Below are 19,288 nucleotides of genomic sequence, written 5' to 3' on the forward strand. Positions count from 1 at the left end.
ATGTGTTCGCCGACAAAAGAAAAAAGGAGTCCGCCTGTGGCTATTCGCTATGGCAAAGGGCTGATAGGAGGTGCGGTTGTCGTCGCGCTCCTGGCCCTGCTGGTCCACTGGATCGGCATCAACACGATCGAACTGTACCGCGACGATTTGTTGTTTTACCTGCAAGCTCATCTGATTCTGGTTTTAGTCTCCATGCTGGCCGCCCTGATTGTGGGCATCCCTGCCGGCATCCTGCTGAGCCGACCGAACATGGTCGGGCGCGCCGAGCGCTTCATGCAGATCTTCAATATCGGTAACACCGTCCCTCCCCTGGCCGTACTGGCCATCGCCCTCGGCGTCCTCGGCATCGGCAGCGGCCCGGCCATTTTCGCGCTGTTTCTCGCCTCCCTGCTGCCCATCGTGCGAAACACCTACGAAGGCCTGAAGAATGTGCAGGGCTCGCTGAAGGAAGCCGCCACCGGCATCGGCATGACCCCGCGCCAGGTGCTGTTTCGCGTGGAATTGCCCAATGCCGTGCCGATCATCATCGGCGGCGTGCGCGTGGCCCTGGCGATCAACGTTGGCACCGCACCGCTGGCGTTCCTGATCGGCGCCAACAGCCTGGGCAGCCTGATCTTCCCCGGCATTGCCCTGAACAACCAGCCGCAACTGCTGCTCGGCGCCGCGTGCACCGCGCTGCTGGCGTTGCTGCTTGACGGTCTGGTGACCATGGCCAGCCGCCTCTGGCTGGAACGCGGGCTGCGTCCGTCTTAAGGCTGGGTAAAGGAATTCACATGAAAAAACTAACGTTGATATTGAGCTGCGTCCTGCTGTGTGCAGGCATCGCGCAAGCCGCCGAAAAACCGGTCATCCGTATCGGCGCCCGGGTGTTCACCGAACAGACCCTGCTCGCCGAAATCACCTCCCAATACCTGCGCACCAAAGGCTATGACACCCGCGTCACTGGCGGCCTGGGCAGCAACCTGGCGCGCAGTGCCCAGGAAAGCGGGCAACTGGACCTGCTCTGGGAATACACCGGCGTGTCGCTGGTGGCCTACAACCACATCGACGAGAAACTCGACAGCGCACAGTCCTACGCCCGGGTGAAAGAACTCGACGCGAAAAAAGGCCTGACCTGGCTGTCGCCGTCGCGCTTCAGCAACACCTACGCCTTGGCGCTGCCGGACAAGGTGGCCAGGGAACATCCCGAAATCAACACTATCAGCGACCTCACCAAGGCCATGGCGGCAGATACCCGGGAACACCGCCTGGTGGCGCTGGACACCGAGTTCGCCAACCGCTCCGACGGCCTCGCCGGCATGGTCAAGCTCTACGACATGAACCTGACCCGCGAGAACACCCGGCAGATGGACGCAGGCCTGGTATACACCGCACTGCGTAACGGCCAGGTGTTTGCAGGGCTGGTCTACACCACCGACGGTCGCCTCAACGCGTTCAAATTGAAGCTGCTGGAAGACGACCTGCACTACTTCCCGGACTACACGGCCGCGCCGGTGATCCGTCAGGAATACCTCGACCAGCATCCGCAACTGGCCGCCGAGCTCAAGCCACTGGCCGATCTGTTCGACGATACAACCATGCGCCAGCTCAATGCGCGGGTCGACGTGGACCATGAGAGCCCGTCCGCCGTTGCCGCAGATTTCCTGCGCCAACATCCCATCAACTAACGAGGAGAAGACATGGAATTTTTAAACGCCTTTTCCCATCTTGATTGGGCCCAGGTGCTGCAACTGACCTGGCAGCACATCACTCTGGTCGGCATTGCCGTACTGCTGGCGATCTTCATTGGCGTGCCCCTGGGCGTGCTGATGACGCGCTTCCCGACGCTCGCCGGCCCCTTGCAGGCCAGCGCCACGGTGCTGCTGACCGTGCCGTCGATTGCGCTGTTCGGCCTGTTGCTGCCGTTCTACTCCAAATTCGGCCAGGGCCTGGGACCGATGCCGGCGATCACCGCCGTGTTCCTCTACTCGCTGCTGCCGATCATGCGTAACACCTACCTCGCCCTCACCGGCGTGGAACCGGGCATCCGCGAGGCCGCCAAAGGCATCGGCATGACCTTCGGCCAGCGCCTGCGCATGGTCGAGTTGCCGATTGCAGTGCCGGTGATCCTCGCCGGCGTGCGCACCGCCGTGGTGATGAATATCGGTGTGATGACCATTGCCGCCACCATCGGCGCCGGTGGTCTGGGTGTACTTATTCTGGCTTCCATCAGCCGCAGCGACATGTCGATGCTGATCGTCGGCGCCGTGCTGGTCAGTCTCCTGGCCATCTTCGCCGACCTGCTTCTGCAATGGCTGCAACGCTCGCTGACTCCAAAAGGACTGCTCAAATGATCGAACTTCAAAACCTGACCAAGACTTTTCAAAGCAACGGCAAGACTGTCTCCGCCGTGAACGACGTAAGCCTGACCGTCAATGAAGGCGAGATTTGCGTATTCCTCGGCCCGTCGGGCTGCGGCAAAAGCACCACGCTGAAAATGATCAACCGCCTGATCAAGCCCACCTCGGGCAAGATTTTGATCAATGGCGAAGACACCACCGACCTCGACGAAGTGACCCTGCGTCGCAACATCGGGTATGTGATCCAGCAGATCGGTCTGTTCCCGAACATGACCATCGAGGAAAACATCGTGGTGGTGCCCAAACTGCTGGGCTGGGACAAGCAGAAATGCCACGACCGCGCCCGCGAATTGATGAGCATGATCAAGCTCGAACCCAAGCAGTACCTGCACCGTTACCCGCGTGAATTGTCGGGCGGCCAGCAGCAGCGCATCGGCGTGATCCGCGCACTGGCGGCCGATGCGCCGCTGCTGCTGATGGACGAACCGTTCGGCGCGGTCGACCCGATCAACCGCGAGATGATCCAGAACGAGTTCTTCGAGATGCAACGCGCGCTGAACAAGACCGTGATCATGGTCAGCCATGACATCGACGAAGCCATCAAGCTGGGCGACAAGATCGCGATCTTCCGCGCCGGCAAGCTGCTGCAGATCGATCATCCGGACACGCTGCTGGCGCACCCGGCTGACGAGTTCGTGAGCAACTTCGTCGGCCAGGACAGCACCCTCAAGCGCCTGCTGCTGGTGAAGGCCGAAGACGCGGCAGACAACGCCCCATCGGTAAGCCCGGAAACCCCGGTGGCCGATGCGCTGGAACTGATGGACGAGCATGACCGCCGTTATGTGGTGGTCACCTGCGCCGAGAACAAGGCGCTGGGTTATGTACGCCGCCGCGACCTGCACCGCCAGGCCGGTACTTGCGGCCAATACCTGCGCGAATTCAACGCCACGGCGGCGTATGACGAGCACTTGCGCATCCTGTTGTCGCGCATGTACGAGTTCAACCGCTCATGGCTGCCGGTGATGGACGCGGAGCGGGTGTTCCTGGGTGAAGTGACTCAGGAGTCGATTGCCGAGTACCTGAGTTCCGGCAAGTCCCGTGGGGGCAAGACCAGCATCGTTTCGCCTGCCGAGACTGCCCTGGCCTGATCTGACACCCTGCGGTTAAAAATGTGAGAGGGGGCTTGCTCCCGATGGCGGTGTGTCAGTCACTTCATCTGTCACTGATCCACCGCTATCGGGAGCAAGCCCCTCTCACATTTCCCTCTCGGTGAGTCAGGGAAATCGCCTCGATTACCACTCAGCGGGGAACATCATTCCGTCACACCGGTCGGTTACATAAGTAGCTGCACGCGGTCGCGCGACGAACGCGTGCAAAAACGCGACATTTTTAGTTGATCCCACGCCCATCAAGCCCTAAAGTTCGCGCCGAACGTCCATGCTGGAAACGATCCATCCGGCTCAAGTACTGACGACGAGACAGCAAGGCCAAGGGACGCGTAAATCCCATGGCCTTTTTGCTTTCGGCGACATGCCTTGGGAAGTAGGCGAACCAAAGTGGGGATACGGAGGACGTTCATTTGCACCCATTGCTCAAATCAGTTTGCCCTTAGGAGTTCCCAGCATGTCGATCAACGTCGAAGATTATTTCGCGCGCGCCACCTTTGACAAAATGAAGGCGTTCGCCGACAAACAGGAAACCCCGTTCGTGGTGATCGACACCGCGATGATCAGCCAGGCCTACGATGACCTGCGCGCCGGTTTCGAATTCGCCAAAGTCTATTACGCCGTCAAGGCCAACCCTGCCGTCGAGATCATCGACCTGTTAAAAGACAAAGGCTCGAGCTTCGATATCGCCTCGATCTACGAGCTGGACAAGGTCATGGACCGCGGCGTCAGCGCCGACCGTATCAGCTACGGCAACACCATCAAGAAATCCAAAGACATTCGCTACTTCTACGAGAAAGGCGTGCGCCTATTCTCCACCGACTCCGAAGCCGACCTGCGCAACATCGCCAAGGCCGCACCGGGTTCGAAAGTGTACGTGCGCATCCTCACCGAAGGCTCGACCACGGCCGACTGGCCTTTGTCGCGCAAATTCGGCTGCCAGACCGACATGGCCATGGACCTGCTGATCCTCGCCCGTGACCTGGGCCTGGTGCCTTACGGCATCTCCTTCCACGTCGGTTCGCAGCAGCGCGACATCAGCGTGTGGGACGCAGCCATCGCCAAGGTCAAAGTGATCTTCGAGCGCCTCAAGGAAGAAGACGGCATCCACCTCAAGCTGATCAACATGGGCGGCGGCTTCCCGGCCAACTACATCACCCGCACCAACAGCCTGGAAACCTACGCCGAAGAAATCATCCGCTTCCTCAAGGAAGACTTCGGCGACGAACTGCCGGAGATCATCCTCGAACCCGGCCGTTCGCTGATCGCCAACGCCGGCATCCTGGTCAGCGAGGTGGTACTGGTGGCACGTAAATCGCGCACCGCCGTCGAGCGTTGGGTGTACACCGACGTGGGCAAATTCTCCGGTCTGATCGAAACCATGGACGAAGCCATCAAGTTCCCGATCTGGACCGAGAAGAAAGGCGAGATGGAAGAAGTGGTCATCGCCGGCCCCACCTGCGACAGCGCCGACATCATGTATGAAAACTACAAGTACGGTCTGCCGCTGAACCTGGCCATCGGTGATCGCCTGTACTGGCTGTCGACCGGTGCCTACACCACCAGCTACAGCGCGGTTGAGTTCAATGGCTTTCCGCCGTTGAAATCGTTCTACGTGTAACCTCTGCCCGATCAAAAAGCCCACGCCTTGTCGTGGGCTTTTTGCATGTAAAAAGGAATGTTTCTCGACAACCCACGGCATACTAAGCGCCGTCAATCCCTATCCTGCTTTGCGAGGCCGTACGACGTGTTGAAGAAAACCCTGTTCCAGTTGCACTGGTTCTTCGGCATCACGGCCGGGCTGGTGCTGGCCCTGATGGGGATTACCGGGGCAGCGGTGTCGTTTCAGGATGAAATACTCAGGGCGCTCAACCCCAGCGTATTGACGGTCGAAAAACGCGAAGCCGGCGTGCTGCCACCCGCCGAACTGGTGCGCAAGCTGCAGGCCACCGAAGGCAAGACCGTGGCGATGCTCTGGGTGGAAAGCGACAGCGGCAACGCGGCACGTGTGTTCTTCAGCGCGCCACCGGGTGAGCGACGTGGCCAGATGCGCTACTTCGACCCTTACACCGGCGACTACATGGGCGACGCGGTGGGCCAGGAGCTGTTCGGCTTTATCCTGCAAGTGCACCGCTTCCTCGCCATGGGTGAGACCGGGCGGCAGATCACCGGCGCCTGCACGCTGATCCTGCTGTTCTTTTGCCTGTCCGGCCTGTATCTGCGCTGGCCGCGCCAAGTGACGAACTGGCGCGCCTGGCTGACCCTGGACTGGCGCAAAAAGGGCCGCAGCTTCAACTGGGACCTGCACTCGGTGTTCGGCACCTGGTGCCTGCTGTTCTATCTGTTCTCGGCGCTCACCGGCTTGTACTGGTCCTACGACTGGTACAACAAGGGCCTGACCCAACTGCTGTCCGACGCGCCGCAGAACGAACGGGTACGCACGCGTAACCCGGCGCCTACAGACGCCCTGCCTGTGGCCAATTACGCCGCGATCTGGAGCAGCATCTACAGCAACGCCGGCCCCGGCTTGAGCGCCTACAACATCCGCATGCCGACCGTCGCCGGGCAGCCGGCCATCGTGTATTACCTGCTGCGCAACGCGTCCCATGACCGCGCACTGAATCAGATCAATCTCGACCCGGCCACCGGCGAGGTCAAATCCCATGACCGCTACGCCGGCAAAAGCCTCAAGTCGCAGCTGCTCACCAGCATTTATGCGCTGCACACCGGCAGCTACTTCGGCGTCGTGGGGCGGGTCATCCTCACTGTCAGCGCGCTGTGCATGCCGTTATTCTTCATCACCGGCTGGCTGCTGTACCTCGACCGCCGTCGCAAAAAACGCCAAGTGCGCGAGGCCCGCAGCGGCCTTGCGACCCACCACAGCCAGGCACCGGCCTGGCTGATCGGCTTCGCCAGTCAGAGCGGCTTTGCCGAACAACTGGCCTGGCAGACCGCCGGGCAACTGCAGTCCGCCGGCCTGCCGGTGAATGTGCAACCCTTGGGCAGTCTCAGCCAGGATGAGTTGAGCCAGGCGCAAAACGCACTGTTCGTGATCAGCACCTTCGGCGATGGCGAAGCCCCCGACAACGCCCGTGGTTTCGAGCGCAGCATCCTGGGCCAGGACGTGTCCCTCACAGGCTTGAACTACGCCGTACTGGCCCTGGGTGATCGCCAGTACCCACACTTCTGCGGCTTTGCGCGGCGCCTGCAGTTCTGGCTGACCCAACAGGGCGGCAACCCGCTGTTCGCCGCGGTGGAAGTCGACAGCGGCGACACTGCCGCCCTGCTCGACTGGCAACAACAACTGGGCCAACTCACCGGCCACGCGCCACCAGCGGCCTGGCCGGTGGCGCAGTATGAACAGTGGACGCTGAGCCAGCGCACGTTGCTGAACCACGACAGTGCGAGCGCGCCGGTGTACCTGCTGGGTTTGACCTCAGCGTCGCCCCACGCCTGGCTGGCCGGTGATCTGGTGGAAATCCTGCCGTGCAATGGCCAGCACGCCATCGAACAGTTTCTCCAGGGCCTGGGCCTGAACGGCAGCGAAGGCGTGCTGATCGACGGCCTGCCGCAACCACTTGCCCAAGCGCTGGCCACACGCCAGTTGCCGGCCAACCTTGCGCACATGGTCGGCCTGCACGCCCAGGCGCTGGTGGATGCACTGGTGCCGCTGGGCATGCGCGAGTATTCCATCGCCTCGATTGCCAGCGACGGTGTACTCGAACTGATCGTGCGCCAGGAACGCCACGCCGACGGCAGCCTGGGCCTGGGTTCCGGCTGGCTCACCGAACACGCCGCCATCGGCTCGGCAATCCGCCTGCGTCTGCGCCGCAACAGCGGCTTCCACCTGCCCGACGTACCGGTGCCGCTGATCCTGCTGGGCAACGGCACCGGCCTCGCCGGCCTGCGCAGCTTGCTCAAAGCGCGCATCGCCGAGGGCCAGCAGCGCAACTGGCTGTTGTTTGGCGAACGCACGCGCCAGCATGACTTCCTCTGCCAGGACGAGCTTCAAGGCTGGCTGGCCAGTGGTGACCTGGCGCTACTGGACCTGGCGTTTTCCCGCGACCAGGCGGAAAAAATCTACGTGCAGGACCGCCTGCGCGAATCGGCCGACGTGCTGCGCAAATGGCTGGCCGAGGGTGCAGCGATCTATGTGTGCGGGAGTTTGCAAGGGATGGCGACGGGGGTGGATCAGGCGCTGGCGGACATACTGGGCAGTGAGGCCGTGGCGCGGTTGATTGAGCAAGGGCGTTATCGGCGGGATGTGTATTGATGTGCCGAACGCTGTGCAAAATGTGGGAGGGGGGCTTGCTCCCTCCCACATTTGGATGTGCATTGGTCTGATGGAAATCACACTTTGAGGCTTTTTTTCCAAGGTGACCCGCGTAAGGGCGGACCCCCTATCCGCCATCACCCAGAAACCGGATATACGCACCCAAAATGCCCCCGCATCAAACAGGCTGCAACCTCTGCTCAAACACAGAAACCCCATCCAGATCCCGCAAAACCACCGTCAACTCCCCCGTCTGCCCATCAATCTGCACCTCACCAAAAAACTGAAACCCGGCAAACGGTGAGGTGTTCTGCGCTGGCGGCGCCTTCTCGAACACCACCTCGGGGCCAAAGGTCTTGTCCATTGGATTCGGCCCAAAACTCCCCGCATTCAAGGGCCCGGCGACAAACTCCCAGAACGGTTCAAAATCCTGAAACGCCGCGCGGTCCGGGTGGTAATGATGCGCGGCGCAATAGTGCACATCCGCCGTCAGCCACACATGGTTGCGCACCTGCTGCGCCCGCAGAAACCCGAGCAGCTCGGCGATTTCCAGTTCACGTCCCTGCGCCGGGCCCGGGTCGTTGTTGGCGATGGCCTCCCAGCGCGGCACGCCGGGGCTGACTTCGCCGTCGGGCACGCCAAGGCCGATGGGCATGTCGGCGGCAATGACTTTCCATTGGGCCGTCGAGGCCTTGAGTTCGCGCTTGAGCCAGTCCAGCTGTTCACGCCCGAGAAAGGGCTTTTCACCGCCCAGGTTGTCATCGTTGGGGCCGCGATAGCTGCGCATGTCGAGCACGAACACGTCCAGCAACGGGCCGTAGGCGAGCTTGCGATAAATCCGCCCGCCGGCATCGGCGCCCTGCCTGCGCATCGGCGAATATTCCAGCCAGGCCTGGCGTGCACGGCCGACCAGGGTGTTGATGTCCTTGACCTTGTAACGCTCGTCGAGCTGCTTGCCGGGCGACCAGTTGTTCACCACTTCGTGGTCGTCCCACTGCCAGATCTGCGGCACCTCGGCGTTAAAGCGCCGCACGTTTTCGTCCAGCAGGTTGTAGCGATAATTGCCGCGATAGTCGTCGAGGGTTTCGGCGACCTTGCTCTTGGACTCGGTGGTGAGGTTGCGCCAGATGCGTCCGCCTTCGGTGGGCAGTTGCGCCGGCACCGGGCCGTCGGCATAGATGGTGTCGCCGCTGTGGATAAAGAAGTCCGGCAGGCGCAGGCGCATGGCCTCGTAGATGCGCATGCCGCCGATGTCCGGGTTGATGCCGAAGCCTTGGCCGACCGTGTCGCCGCTCCACACAAAGCGAATGTCGCGGCGTTGTTGCGGCACGCTGCGCAGGTGGCCGAACCACGGTTCGCTGGCGACGCCGCTCTGGGCGTCCTCGAAATGCACGCGGTAGAAAATCGCCTGGTCGACCGGCAGACCGGTGAGTTCGACGCGGGCGGTGAAGTCGCTGCGGCTGTCGGCCAGCGCCGAGACAAACCGGCGCGGGTTGCTGAACACGCTGCGGGTGTCCCACTCCACCACCATGCGCGCAGGGCGGTCGCTGCGGCTCCAGATCATCGCGCGGTCGCCCAGCAGGTCGCCGGACTGCACACCCTCGGTGAGCTGCGGCCGGTCCTTGACCGACGCGATCACGGCCGGGGCTAGGCCAGGCAACAACAGGCCGGCGCCGACGACTTGCATCACGCGGCGACGGCCGAGATCGAAGTGGCTCATGCGGGTGACCTCTGGGTATCAAAGAGGCCACTAAACCATGCCGATATGACACCGACCTTACAGCCAATAACGCGCTGAATGTGGGAGGGGGCTTGCTCCCGATGGCGGTGGGTCAGTCAGATATTCATCGACTGATAGACCGCTATCGGAAGCAAGCCCCCTCCCACAGAAAGCTTCCCTGCCGAATCTTCTAGGCGGGCGCGACTGCCAGCTCTACCGCCTCCGGGCGTTTGATCAGCGCATACACGACACCGGTCACCACACTGCCGGCCACAATCGCCAGCAAATACAGCAACGCGTGATTCATCGCATTCGGAATGATCAGCACAAACAATCCGCCATGGGGCGCGGCCAGTTTGCAGCCGAAGTACATCGACAGCGCACCGGTCAACGCGCCGCCGGCGATGCTGGCCGGGATCACCCGCAGCGGGTCCTTGGCCGCGAAGGGAATCGCGCCCTCAGAGATGAAGCACATGCCCAGAATCATCGCCGCTTTGCCGGCCTCGCGCTCGGTCTGGGCAAACTTGCGCCGCGCCAGGAAGGTGGCGATGCCCATGCCAATCGGTGGCACCATACCGGCGGCCATGGTCGCGGCCATCGGCGCACCGCTGGAGGCCGCCAGCAGGCCGACCGAGAACGCATACGCGGCCTTGTTGATCGGGCCGCCCAGGTCGACGCACATCATGCCGCCCAGCAGGATGCCGAGCAGCACGGCGTTGGTGGTGCCCATGGTGCTGAGAAAGTCCGTGAGGCCGGTCAGCAGCCGCGCCACGGGCGGGCCCACCAGGTAAATCATCGCCAGACCGGTGAACAGACTGGCCAGCAGCGGAATGATCAGGATCGGCTTGAGCGCTTCCAGGCTCTGGGGCAACTTCACCGCGCGAGTGATCAGCTTGACGCAGTAACCGGCGAGGAAACCGGCGAAAATCCCACCGATGAATCCCGCCCCCAGCGTACCGGCCAACAGGCCGCCGATCATGCCGGGCGCGATGCCGGGACGGTCGGCAATCGAGTAGGCGATATAGCCTGCGAGCAACGGCACCATCAGCATGAAAGCCTGGTCGCCGACGCTCTTGAGGGCCGCCGCCAGGGTGCCCTTTTCTTCGAAGGCATGGATGCCGAACACAAAGGACAACGCGATCAACAAGCCGCCCGCCACCACCATCGGCAACATGAACGACACCCCGGTGAGCAGGTGCTTGTAGACCCCGGTTTTTTCCTGCCTGGCCACCGCGCCGCTGGCGGCGCTTTCCACCGCACCTTCGGCCAGCGCCTTGTTGAGGGTCGCTTCCGATTGCTTGAGGGCGATGCCGGTGCCGCAGCGATAGATCTTCTTGCCGGCGAAGCGCTCGGTGGCGACTTCGATATCGGCCGCCAGCAACACTACGTCGGCCTCGGCGATGGCCTGCGGGCTCAAAGGTGTCCGTGCGCCGACCGAGCCCTGGGTCTCCACCTGCAGGTCGTACCCAAGGCGCTTGGCCGTCTGCTGCAAGGCTTCGGCGGCCATGAAGGTGTGCGCCACGCCCGTAGGGCAGGCGGTGATCGCGACGATACGCGGCGCCTGACTGGCCGCTTCCTGCGTGGCGACGTACACCTGAGCCTCTTCGGCCCCACGGCGCAATACCGCCTCGACATCGGCCAGCGCCTGGGCCGGCGTGCTCTGGAACACGCGCTTGCCGATGAACCGTTGCATGTCCACCGGCGTGCTGCTGACCAGCAACACCCACTCGGCATCGTTGAGGGTCGCTTCGGACAACTGACGTTCAGGGTGCTGCACATCGATCACTTCGACGCTGGTGCTCCACCCCTGGCGCTGCGCGGCGGCGTCCAGCAAGCGGGCGCACAGCACACTGGTGACCATGCCGTTCGGGCAGGCGGTAACGATGGCTAATTTCATGACAAACCCTCTTATTGTTCTGTCAGCGCGCGCACTTGGACGCCGCTCTGCAAAATGTCCAGCTGTGCGTGGTCGCCGATGCCGAAACCGACCTGCGTCACCGCCATCGCGGCAATCGCCGTGGCGCGGCCCAGGGTTTGCTCCGGCGTATCGCCACTGAGCAGGCCGTGGAGCATTCCGGCCAGCAGCGAATCGCCGGCGCCCACGGTACTGGCCACCGTTACGTTGGGCGGCGTGGCGTGCAGGGTTGCGCCGGGGCTGTACCAGCTCACGCCCGCAGCACCGTCGGAAACCACCACATGTTGCACGCCCAGCTGATGCAGACGGCTGATGGCATCCGGGGCATTGCCCAGCGCTTCGGCCAGCTCTTCGGTATTGGGTTTGACCAGCCATGGCCCGGCCTGGAGCCCTGCGCGCAGGGCTTCGCCGCTGGTGTCCAGAGCGACTTTCAAGCCTTGCGCCTTGAGCGTTTCCAGCAAGGCCTGAAACCACTGCGGGCTGACGCCGCGCGGCAAGCTGCCGGCGACCACTACCGCGTCGAACCGGGGGCCGATCTCTGCGAGCAGCTCGAGCAGTTGCGCTTGCGCCTGCTCACTCACCAGCGGGCCTGGGGCATTGATGTCGGTGACGCGGCCATCGTGTTCGGCAATCTTGATATTGCTGCGGGTTTCGCCCGGCACGCGCACGAATGCGTCGCCAAACCCACGGTGGGCGATCAGCGCATCGAAGGCCTGGGGGTTGGCGTCGCCGAGAAAGCCGCTCACGCTCAACTGATGCCCCAGGTCGGCGAGCACCTGGGCAACGTTCACGCCCTTGCCCGCCGCATGGGTGAGCATGTTTTCGCTGCGGTTGACTTCGCCCGGTGCCAGGCGTGGCAGGCGTACCGTGAGGTCCAACGCCGGGTTCAGCGTCAGGGTCAAAATCTTCGCCATTTACACGGCCTCCACAAGGGCTCGCACTTCGGCGGGCGAACCCACCGCCAGTGCTTTTTGCGCCAGGCTCCGGGCCTCGCTCAGGCTGAATTCACGCACCCGCGCTTTCACTTCGGGAATGCTGCGGGCCGACACGCTCAACTCGTCCACTCCCAGGCCCACCAGTACCGGCACGGCCAACGGGTCGGCGGCCAGCTCGCCGCACACACCCACCCATTTGCCATGGGCATGGGCCGCGCGCACGGTGATGTCGATCAGTTGCAAAACGGCCGGGTGCAGACCATCGGCCTGGGCGGACAACGTCGGGTGGCCACGGTCGATGGCCAGGGTGTACTGGGTGAGGTCGTTGGTGCCGACGCTGAAGAAGTCGACTTCTTTGGCGAGTACCGGTGCCAGCAGCGCGGCCGACGGTACTTCGATCATGATGCCCAACTGCAAGTCGGCCACCGGGATTTCCAGGCGCAGGCGCTCGGTCATGTCGCGGGCCGCGCGCCACTCATCGACGCTGCCAACCATGGGGAACATGATGCGCAGCGGGCGGTTGTCCGCCGAACGCAACAGAGCGCGCAGTTGCGCTTCCATGATCTGCGGCCGTTGCAGGGTCAGACGGATGCCGCGCACGCCGAGGAAGGGGTTTTCTTCCTGGGCAATGGGCCAATACGGCAGCGGTTTATCGCCGCCCACATCCAGGGTGCGCACCACCAGCGGGCGGCCGTCGAGGCCATCCAGCACGCGGCGGTATTCGGCTTCCTGGGTGGCTTCGTCCGGAGCCTGGGAGTGGGCCATGAAAATCAACTCGGTGCGCAGCAGGCCGATGCCTTCGGCGCCCTGCTCCACCGCGCTGGCCACGCCGGCGCTTTCGCCGATATTGGCGAACACTTCCACCGAATGACCGTCGCGGGTGCAGGCCGGCTCGTGGCGCTGGGCCGAGGCGGCTTGCAGGCGTTGCTCGCGGGTGTCGCGCTCCACGGTGGCACGCTGCAGCGTGGCGGCATCGGGGTCGACATGCAGGCGACCGCGCTGGCCATCAAGCAGCAACGGCGTACCGGCAGCCAGCAGCAACACGGCCGGCCCGGCGCCGACCAACGCGGGAATCCCGAGCGCACGGGCGACGATGGCGCTGTGGGCCGTGGCGCCGCCACGGGCGGTGAGGATCCCGGCCACGCGAGTCGGGTCCAGACGTGCGACGTCCGAAGGGCCGACCTCGTCCATCACCAGAATGTAAGGCTCGCTCGGCTCCTGGGCGCTTTCGACGCCGCACAGTTGCGCCAGCACACGGCGGCCGATGTCACGCAGGTCGGCGGCGCGCTCGGCGAGCAAGGCGTCCTGCAGCGACTCCTGCTGTTTGGCGGCGCTTTCGATCACGCTCATCCACGCCGCCTGCGCGCTTTCGCCCTGCTTGAGGCGGGTGTCGACGTCGTCGGTGAGTTCCGGGTCGTCGAGCATTTCCTGGTGGGTGATAAAAATCTCGCGAATCGCCTTGGCCTGGCTGCGCTCGATCAGACCCTGAATATCGCTGCGCACATCGGCCAGCGCGTCCTGCAGGCGCTGGCGCTCGATGGCGCAGGACTCGCCGCGCAACGGGTAATCAAACACCTGTTGCACCTGAATATGCGCAGGACCGATGGCGATGCCCGGCGCGGCGGCGATAGCCTGGCTCTGACTGCCGGCAACAGGTGCGCTGATCACCGGCTCGATATCGACCATTGCGGGCTCGGCGCTCACGGTCGGCAGCGGTTCGACGTCTTCGCCAAGGCCCTGCTCGACGGCGGCCAGCAAGGCCGGCAACGCGTCGCCGGCAATGCCTGGTTCGGCGACAAATTCCAGTACCTGGCCGCGACGTGCGCCGAGGCTGAGCAGCTTGCTCAAGCTTTTTGCCGACACGGCGCCCACCGCCCCATCGACAATGCGCAGGCGAATATCGCCGTCAAAGCTTTTCGCCAATTGCGCGAGAATCTTCGCCGGGCGCGCATGCAGGCCGTGGGCGTTGGCCAGGGTGATGCGCGCACTGGGCCAGTCTGGCGGCAGTTCGCCGCCGAGCACTTCGAGCACTGCGCGACTGCTGGTGGCGCGCCCCAATTCCTGGCCGCGTCCTTCGATCAACAAGGCGCACAGGCGTTCGAGCAAGGCCTGATGCGCTTCGCCCAGGCTCGCCAGGCAGAACAGGCCATTGAGGGGCTGGCCGAGGTAGCGCATGGGTTTGTCCGGGGTGACGAAGGCCAGGCCCGGACGCTTCACCGTTTGCTCGCTGTGCAGCCACCACAGGCCATCGCCCAGGGGCAGCGCCTCGACCTGCTGCAGCACGGCGGCGAAACCATTGCTCACGCAGTCGGCCTGGCGCAGCAGCCGGGCACCGCGCCATACGAGTTCTTCAAAATCATCGGCGGACACACCCAGGCTGATCATCTGGGCGTCCAGCGCCAGTTCCTGTGGCGCGCCTTGCAACAGTTTCAACAGCGCTTCGGCGCTTTCGGCGCGGCGCAGCGCCTGGCCCAGGTCGGTTTCACCGAGGGCGCGGGTCAAGAGTTGCAGAAGGCGCAGGTGTTCATCGGACTTGGCGGCAATGCCGATCGCCAGGTAGACGATCTGGCCGTCGCCCCAATCCACCCCTTCGGGGAACTGAAGCAGGCGCACGCCGGTGGAAAATACCTGGTCGCGGGTTTCCGGGGTGCCGTGGGGAATGGCGATGCCCTGACCAAGGAAGGTCGAGCCTTGGGCTTCACGGGCTTGCAGGCCACTGAGGTAGCCCTCGGCGACCAGGCCGTCGGTCACCAGTGTGTCAGCGAGCAGTTGCAAGGCAGCAGATTTATCCACAGCCACCTGGCCCATGGATATCTGCTCTACAGTGAGCTCAAGCATGCCGATCTCCTAGTTAGTGCGCGCAACGCACTAGGTATTGTTTTGAATAAAACAGTGTAAGCGTGTTTATGAACCAAACGGCTGATGGTCAATTGGCAGTAGCCAGTCAGTCGCGAACGTCGTAAAAATACGCTGGCTGAAACGTTTAATCTAGAATTTATGGCAGATTACGCGTTAATTGCGCAAGCTTGAAGGACCACTCGGCACTTGAGCTTGGACATTGGTCGCATGCCGGAATCGGTTACGATTGGACAAAATGTCGGGGCAAGCGCCAAAAAACAAGGAAATCCCGCTTTGAAACTCAGCGATATCGCACGCCTGGCCGGTGTTTCCGTGACCACCGCCAGCTACGTCATCAACGGCAAGGCCACACAGCAGCGCATCAGCAGTGCGACGGTCGAGCGGGTGCGTGCCGTGGTCGAGGCCCATGGCTTTACTCCTAACCCTCAGGCCGCCGGGTTGCGCAGCCGGCACACGCGCACCTTGGGCTTTATCCTGCCGGACCTGGAAAACCCCAGTTACGCACGCATCGCCAAGCTGCTGGAGCAAGGCGCGCGGGCGCGTGGCTATCAGTTACTGATCGCCAGCTCAGACGATGACGCCGACAGCGAGCGCCAGTTGCTGCAACTGTTCCGTGCGCGGCGCTGCGACGCGCTGTTCGTCGCCAGTTGCCTGCCGGCCAGCGATGACAGTTACCGCGAGCTGCAAGCCAAGGGCCTGCCGGTGATTGCCATCGACCGGGTGATGGAGGCCGAGCAGTTCTGTTCGGTGGTCAGCGACGACCGCCAGGCGTGCCAGCAACTGACCAGCAGCCTGCTGCGACCGCTGCCCGGTCAAATCGCGCTGATCGGCGCGCGGCCCGAGCTGAGCATCAGCCAGGAACGCGCCGCAGGTTTTCACCAAGCGCTGCAAGGCTTTACCGGCGACGTGATCATCGAACAGGGCGAGGCCTTCAGCCGTGAATGCGGCCGACAGTTGATGGAGCAATTACTGCAACGCCTGGGGCATTTGCCTGACGCGCTGGTGACGACGTCCTACGTGCTGCTGCAAGGCGTGTTCGATGCGCTGCACGATTATCCGCTCAAGTCGCAACCGCTGCGCCTGGGCACCTTCGGTGACACGCAACTGCTGGACTTCCTGCCGCTGCCGGTCAACGCCATGGCCCAGCAACATCAGTTGATTGCCGACGCGGCACTGCGCCTGGCCCTGGCCGCCATTGAAGCGGAACATTACCAGCCCGGCGTGCACGCCATTGGCCGCACCTTCAAGCAGCGCATTATCGAGGCCTGAGCGTGGAGCTGATCGACACCCACACCCACCTCGACTTTCCGGACTTCGACAGCGACCGCCGTGACGTCCTTGCGCATAGCCGACAGCTCGGCGTGCAGCGCATGGTGGTGCTCGGGGTGTATCAGCAGAACTGGCAGCGTGTGTGGGATATGGTGCAGACCGATGCCGGCCTGTTCGCCGCTTTTGGGCTGCACCCGGTGTACCTCGAGCAACATCGCACCGCCGACCTGACTGAACTCGGTGACTGGCTGACGCGCCTGCAAGGCCATCGGCAACTGTGCGCCGTGGGCGAGATTGGTCTCGATTACTTTCTTCAGACGCTGGACCGTAAGCGCCAGCAACCACTGTTCGAAGCCCAGTTGAAGTTGGCGGTGGACTTTCAGTTGCCAGCGCTGGTGCATGTGCGCCGCAGTCATGCTGCCGTCATCGCCACGCTCAAACGCATCCGCCTCTCGAGGGGCGGCATCATCCACGCGTTTGCCGGCAGCCTGGAAGAAGCCCGCGAATACATCAGGCTGGGCTTCAAACTGGGCCTGGGCGGCGCAGCCACCTGGCCCCAGGCCCTGCGCATGCATCGGGTGCTTGCGCAACTGCCACTGGAGGCCGTGGTGCTGGAGACGGATTCGCCGGACATGCCGCCGGCCATGTACCCAGGCCAGCGCAACAGCCCGCAGCACTTGCCCGCCATCTGCGCGGCCCTGGCCGAACGCATGGGCATCAGCCCCCTAGTGCTGGCTGAGACGAGCACACGCAATGCGCGCGAGCTGTTCAATTGGTAGCACGTGGGCCGGGCTGACCACTTGCAGCTCCAGGATCATCCGCTGCTGGTGACGGACATAACGCAACACCAGAAAATGCACCAGCACCACGCCCAACGACAGGTTCAGTTGTTCAGTGAAGCGGATGAACCCGACCCACTGCGCCACCAGCGCCGCGATCAGCGTGGCACAGGTCAGCACAATCATGCCCGGCCGCACCAGCGCCCAGTGGTCCAGGGCCTTGAACCGGCGCAACTGCCTGGGGCAACTCAACTGCAGGATGCGCTGACAGTAAGGGCAGTCGAAGGGCTCCTGGATGGCGATGGCATTCATTTGCCAGGGCTTGAGTTCAAAGGTGATGTCGCAATGGGCGCAGTGCCCCTTGATGCCGATTGCAGCGGTCATCGTCGTGCCTCCATTGGAACGTGAGTGAATGATATAAATTCTCACTCATCCTCGTCGCCAAAAGCGCCACGCGGGGAAATCAGGATATAAACCACAACGCCGGACGAAACTGCTTACAACCTTCTCTCACCTACAAAATATGGAAAGCGCCGCCAAGCTTTCGACCTGGCTCTGTCACGCAGCAAACAGAGCCTCTGTGGTTGACTGAATCAGCGCATGCCCCACCAAAAGAGGCGCTTGATCAAGGCAACACGGTCCAGATGGCGAAGCCGGCATACCACAGCACGGCGGCGCGCAGCAGCAATTCCCACAGGCGATCGAGGCTGTTGATGCCTTCTGCACCCACGGCTGGCGGCGGGATTTCGGCGGCGACCAGGCCGACTTTTTCCACCAGCTGTGCGGCGCTGATGTCCCAGCTCAGCAATTCGTGAAGCATCACCCGGCCAACCGCGACGAAGTTGCCCACCAGGGCAAAACTCGCGGCCAGCAGGCGTACCGGCACCCAGTCAAACGCATGCCGCAGTTGCCCGGCACGCTCGGCGACCTGGGGGTTCTGGCTGTGCTCACTGGCCAGGGCCAGCAGGCGATACGCCAGGGCTGCGACCGGGCCCAGCAGGAAATACCAGAAAATCACCGCAAAAAAACTCTGGTACGCCTGCCACAGCAGGTGGCCCTGGACGCGCTCCAGCAACTGCTCGCCACTGTCGGCACCCACGTTCAAATCACGTTCGGCCACATGTTCGGCGGCCTGCAAATCGCCGCGCCGCCAGGCGTCACGGAACGGGCCGAGCGCCGCCAGCAGATCGCCACGCCCGAGGCTGTAAATCAGCACCAGCAAGTGCACCGGCAGTGCCAGCAGGCCGTATGCCACTGGTTCCAGAACCAGCAACAGCAACGCCAGCAACGCGACTGGCAACAGCACCAGCACGACCAGAACCAGCCAGGGCTGCTTGCCCAGGCGCGGGTTCGCTTCCAGCCTGGCCAGCTCACGCAGCCAGCCACCATCGCGCTGCAACCGCTGACGCAGGGCCGAGAATTTCTCGATCCATACCGCCAGTACCAACACCAGGAAACTCATTGTGTGCGTTCTCCTTGCTGCAGGGCGCTGCGAAAGCGCGCCCAATCAAAAGCCGGACCGGGGTCGGTCTTGCGTCCCGGCGCGATATCGCTGTGACCCCGGATACGTTGAGAGGTGATGCCCGTGTAAGCCGCCAGCAACTGGCGCGTCAGCCTGATCAGCGATGCGTACTGGGCATCGGTGTACGGCAGGTCGTCCGTGCCTTCCAGCTCGATGCCCAGGGAAAAGTCATTGCACGTCTCACGCCCCTCAAAGCATGAGACACCGGCATGCCAGGCCCGGTCGAGGCAGGACACAAACTGCGTCACCGCGCCGTCACGCTCAATCAGAAAATGCGCAGACACCCGTAGGTCGGCAATCCCTTCAAAGTAGGCATGTTCCGTGACATCCAGGCGATTCTGAAAAAACTCCTGCACCTTGCCGGTGCCGAACTGCGCCGGCGGCAAACTGATGTTATGCACCACCAACAGTGAGATTTCGCCTGAGGGGCGCTCGTTGAAGTTGGGCGAAGGGCAGTGACGAATGCCCTGGCACCAACCACTGACGGGGTCCAGTTGCATGCAGGATCCTT

The 19,288-nt window shown here is 63.1% G+C and carries 15 protein-coding genes; 8 read left to right on the forward strand and 7 right to left on the reverse strand.

The genetic code is table 11. The annotated features are described in order from the left end of the window. The 6 genes from ACXX81_RS18620 to ACXX81_RS18645 all read left to right on the forward strand — a co-directional run bounded on the left by ACXX81_RS18620 (position 1) and on the right by ACXX81_RS18645 (position 7,778). Positions 1-753: an ABC transporter permease gene (locus ACXX81_RS18620; RefSeq protein WP_234454787.1), complete on the forward strand. Its 753-nt coding sequence runs from the start codon at positions 1-3 to the stop codon at positions 751-753. 20 nt (positions 754-773) lie between these two features. After that, positions 774-1,667 (forward strand): glycine betaine ABC transporter substrate-binding protein, encoded by an 894-nt coding sequence (locus tag ACXX81_RS18625; protein ID WP_209988528.1) that lies wholly within the window; start codon positions 774-776, stop codon positions 1,665-1,667. Between the two features lie 12 nt (positions 1,668-1,679). After that, positions 1,680-2,333, forward strand: a complete 654-nt coding sequence (locus ACXX81_RS18630) for an ABC transporter permease (RefSeq protein ID WP_004372310.1) — start codon at positions 1,680-1,682, stop codon at positions 2,331-2,333. Beyond that, a complete protein-coding gene (locus ACXX81_RS18635) occupies positions 2,330-3,487 on the forward strand; it encodes an osmoprotectant ABC transporter ATP-binding protein OsmV (protein ID WP_004372312.1) in 1,158 nt (385 codons plus the stop codon). The genes ACXX81_RS18630 and ACXX81_RS18635 overlap by 4 nt, the downstream gene beginning before the upstream one ends. A 475-nt stretch (positions 3,488-3,962) precedes the next feature. Next, positions 3,963-5,126: a type III PLP-dependent enzyme gene (locus tag ACXX81_RS18640; protein ID WP_032861941.1), complete on the forward strand. Its 1,164-nt coding sequence runs from the start codon at positions 3,963-3,965 to the stop codon at positions 5,124-5,126. A 126-nt stretch (positions 5,127-5,252) separates the two neighbouring features. Beyond that, positions 5,253-7,778, forward strand: coding sequence for a PepSY domain-containing protein (locus ACXX81_RS18645; RefSeq protein ID WP_458572174.1), 2,526 nt, complete (start codon positions 5,253-5,255; stop codon positions 7,776-7,778). 178 nt (positions 7,779-7,956) lie between these two features. On the opposite strand, the gene ACXX81_RS18650 is transcribed toward ACXX81_RS18645, so the two are convergent. From ACXX81_RS18650 to ptsP, 4 genes are all read right to left on the reverse strand, one after another. Beyond that, a complete protein-coding gene (locus ACXX81_RS18650) occupies positions 7,957-9,498 on the reverse strand; it encodes an alkaline phosphatase D family protein (protein ID WP_458572175.1) in 1,542 nt (513 codons plus the stop codon). 190 nt (positions 9,499-9,688) lie between these two features. After that, the gene (locus ACXX81_RS18655) at positions 9,689-11,395 is read right to left on the reverse strand and encodes a PTS fructose-like transporter subunit IIB (RefSeq protein ID WP_209988519.1); all 1,707 of its coding nucleotides are present in this window, start codon (positions 11,393-11,395) and stop codon (positions 9,689-9,691) included. A gap of 11 nt (positions 11,396-11,406) precedes the next feature. After that, a complete protein-coding gene (gene pfkB / locus ACXX81_RS18660) occupies positions 11,407-12,327 on the reverse strand; it encodes a 1-phosphofructokinase (RefSeq protein ID WP_209988516.1) in 921 nt (306 codons plus the stop codon). Next, positions 12,328-15,186 carry a phosphoenolpyruvate--protein phosphotransferase gene (gene ptsP, locus ACXX81_RS18665; RefSeq protein ID WP_209988513.1) on the reverse strand — a complete coding sequence of 953 codons (2,859 nt, stop codon included), beginning with the start codon at positions 15,184-15,186 and terminating at the stop codon, positions 12,328-12,330. It lies immediately after the preceding gene. 294 nt (positions 15,187-15,480) lie between these two features. Here ptsP and cra point away from each other — a divergent pair, with 294 nt between their 5' ends. Next, a complete protein-coding gene (gene cra, locus ACXX81_RS18670) occupies positions 15,481-16,476 on the forward strand; it encodes a catabolite repressor/activator (RefSeq protein ID WP_231422504.1) in 996 nt (331 codons plus the stop codon). Positions 16,477-16,478: 2 nt separating this feature from the next. Then, the gene (locus ACXX81_RS18675; protein WP_458572176.1) at positions 16,479-17,255 is read left to right on the forward strand and encodes a TatD family hydrolase; all 777 of its coding nucleotides are present in this window, start codon (positions 16,479-16,481) and stop codon (positions 17,253-17,255) included. Here the strand turns inward: ACXX81_RS18675 and ACXX81_RS18680 are convergent. The 3 genes from ACXX81_RS18680 to ampD form a co-directional block, all read right to left on the reverse strand. After that, entirely contained in the window at positions 17,202-17,639 is a 438-nt protein-coding gene (locus ACXX81_RS18680) for a hypothetical protein (RefSeq protein ID WP_209988505.1), read from the reverse strand. The two genes, ACXX81_RS18675 and ACXX81_RS18680, sit on opposite strands and share 54 nt — an antisense overlap. Positions 17,640-17,880: 241 nt before the next feature. After that, positions 17,881-18,717, reverse strand: a complete 837-nt coding sequence (gene ampE, locus ACXX81_RS18685; protein WP_209988502.1) for a regulatory signaling modulator protein AmpE — start codon at positions 18,715-18,717, stop codon at positions 17,881-17,883. Further along, positions 18,714-19,277, reverse strand: coding sequence for a 1,6-anhydro-N-acetylmuramyl-L-alanine amidase AmpD (gene ampD, locus ACXX81_RS18690; RefSeq protein WP_231422503.1), 564 nt, complete (start codon positions 19,275-19,277; stop codon positions 18,714-18,716). The genes ampE and ampD overlap by 4 nt, the downstream gene beginning before the upstream one ends. Between the last annotated feature and the right edge of the window lie 11 nt (positions 19,278-19,288).

The sequence above is a fragment of the Pseudomonas sp. GNP013 genome, from assembly GCF_054343995.1.

Bases quoted from the DNA above. Each gene is read 5' to 3' on its own strand.
- ACXX81_RS18620 (WP_234454787.1), top strand. From the start codon at position 1: ATGTGTTCGCCGACAAAAGAAAAAAGGAGTCCGCCTGTGGCTATTCGC.
- ACXX81_RS18625 (WP_209988528.1), top strand. From the start codon at position 774: ATGAAAAAACTAACGTTGATATTGAGCTGCGTCCTGCTGTGTGCAGGC.
- ACXX81_RS18630 (WP_004372310.1), top strand. From the start codon at position 1,680: ATGGAATTTTTAAACGCCTTTTCCCATCTTGATTGGGCCCAGGTGCTG.
- ACXX81_RS18635 (WP_004372312.1), top strand. From the start codon at position 2,330: ATGATCGAACTTCAAAACCTGACCAAGACTTTTCAAAGCAACGGCAAG.
- ACXX81_RS18640 (WP_032861941.1), top strand. From the start codon at position 3,963: ATGTCGATCAACGTCGAAGATTATTTCGCGCGCGCCACCTTTGACAAA.
- ACXX81_RS18650 (WP_458572175.1), bottom strand. From the start codon at position 9,498: ATGAGCCACTTCGATCTCGGCCGTCGCCGCGTGATGCAAGTCGTCGGC.
- ACXX81_RS18655 (WP_209988519.1), bottom strand. From the start codon at position 11,395: ATGAAATTAGCCATCGTTACCGCCTGCCCGAACGGCATGGTCACCAGT.
- pfkB (WP_209988516.1), bottom strand. From the start codon at position 12,327: ATGGCGAAGATTTTGACCCTGACGCTGAACCCGGCGTTGGACCTCACG.
- ptsP (WP_209988513.1), bottom strand. From the start codon at position 15,186: ATGCTTGAGCTCACTGTAGAGCAGATATCCATGGGCCAGGTGGCTGTG.
- ACXX81_RS18680 (WP_209988505.1), bottom strand. From the start codon at position 17,639: ATGACCGCTGCAATCGGCATCAAGGGGCACTGCGCCCATTGCGACATC.
- ampE (WP_209988502.1), bottom strand. From the start codon at position 18,717: ATGAGTTTCCTGGTGTTGGTACTGGCGGTATGGATCGAGAAATTCTCG.
- ampD (WP_231422503.1), bottom strand. From the start codon at position 19,277: ATGCAACTGGACCCCGTCAGTGGTTGGTGCCAGGGCATTCGTCACTGC.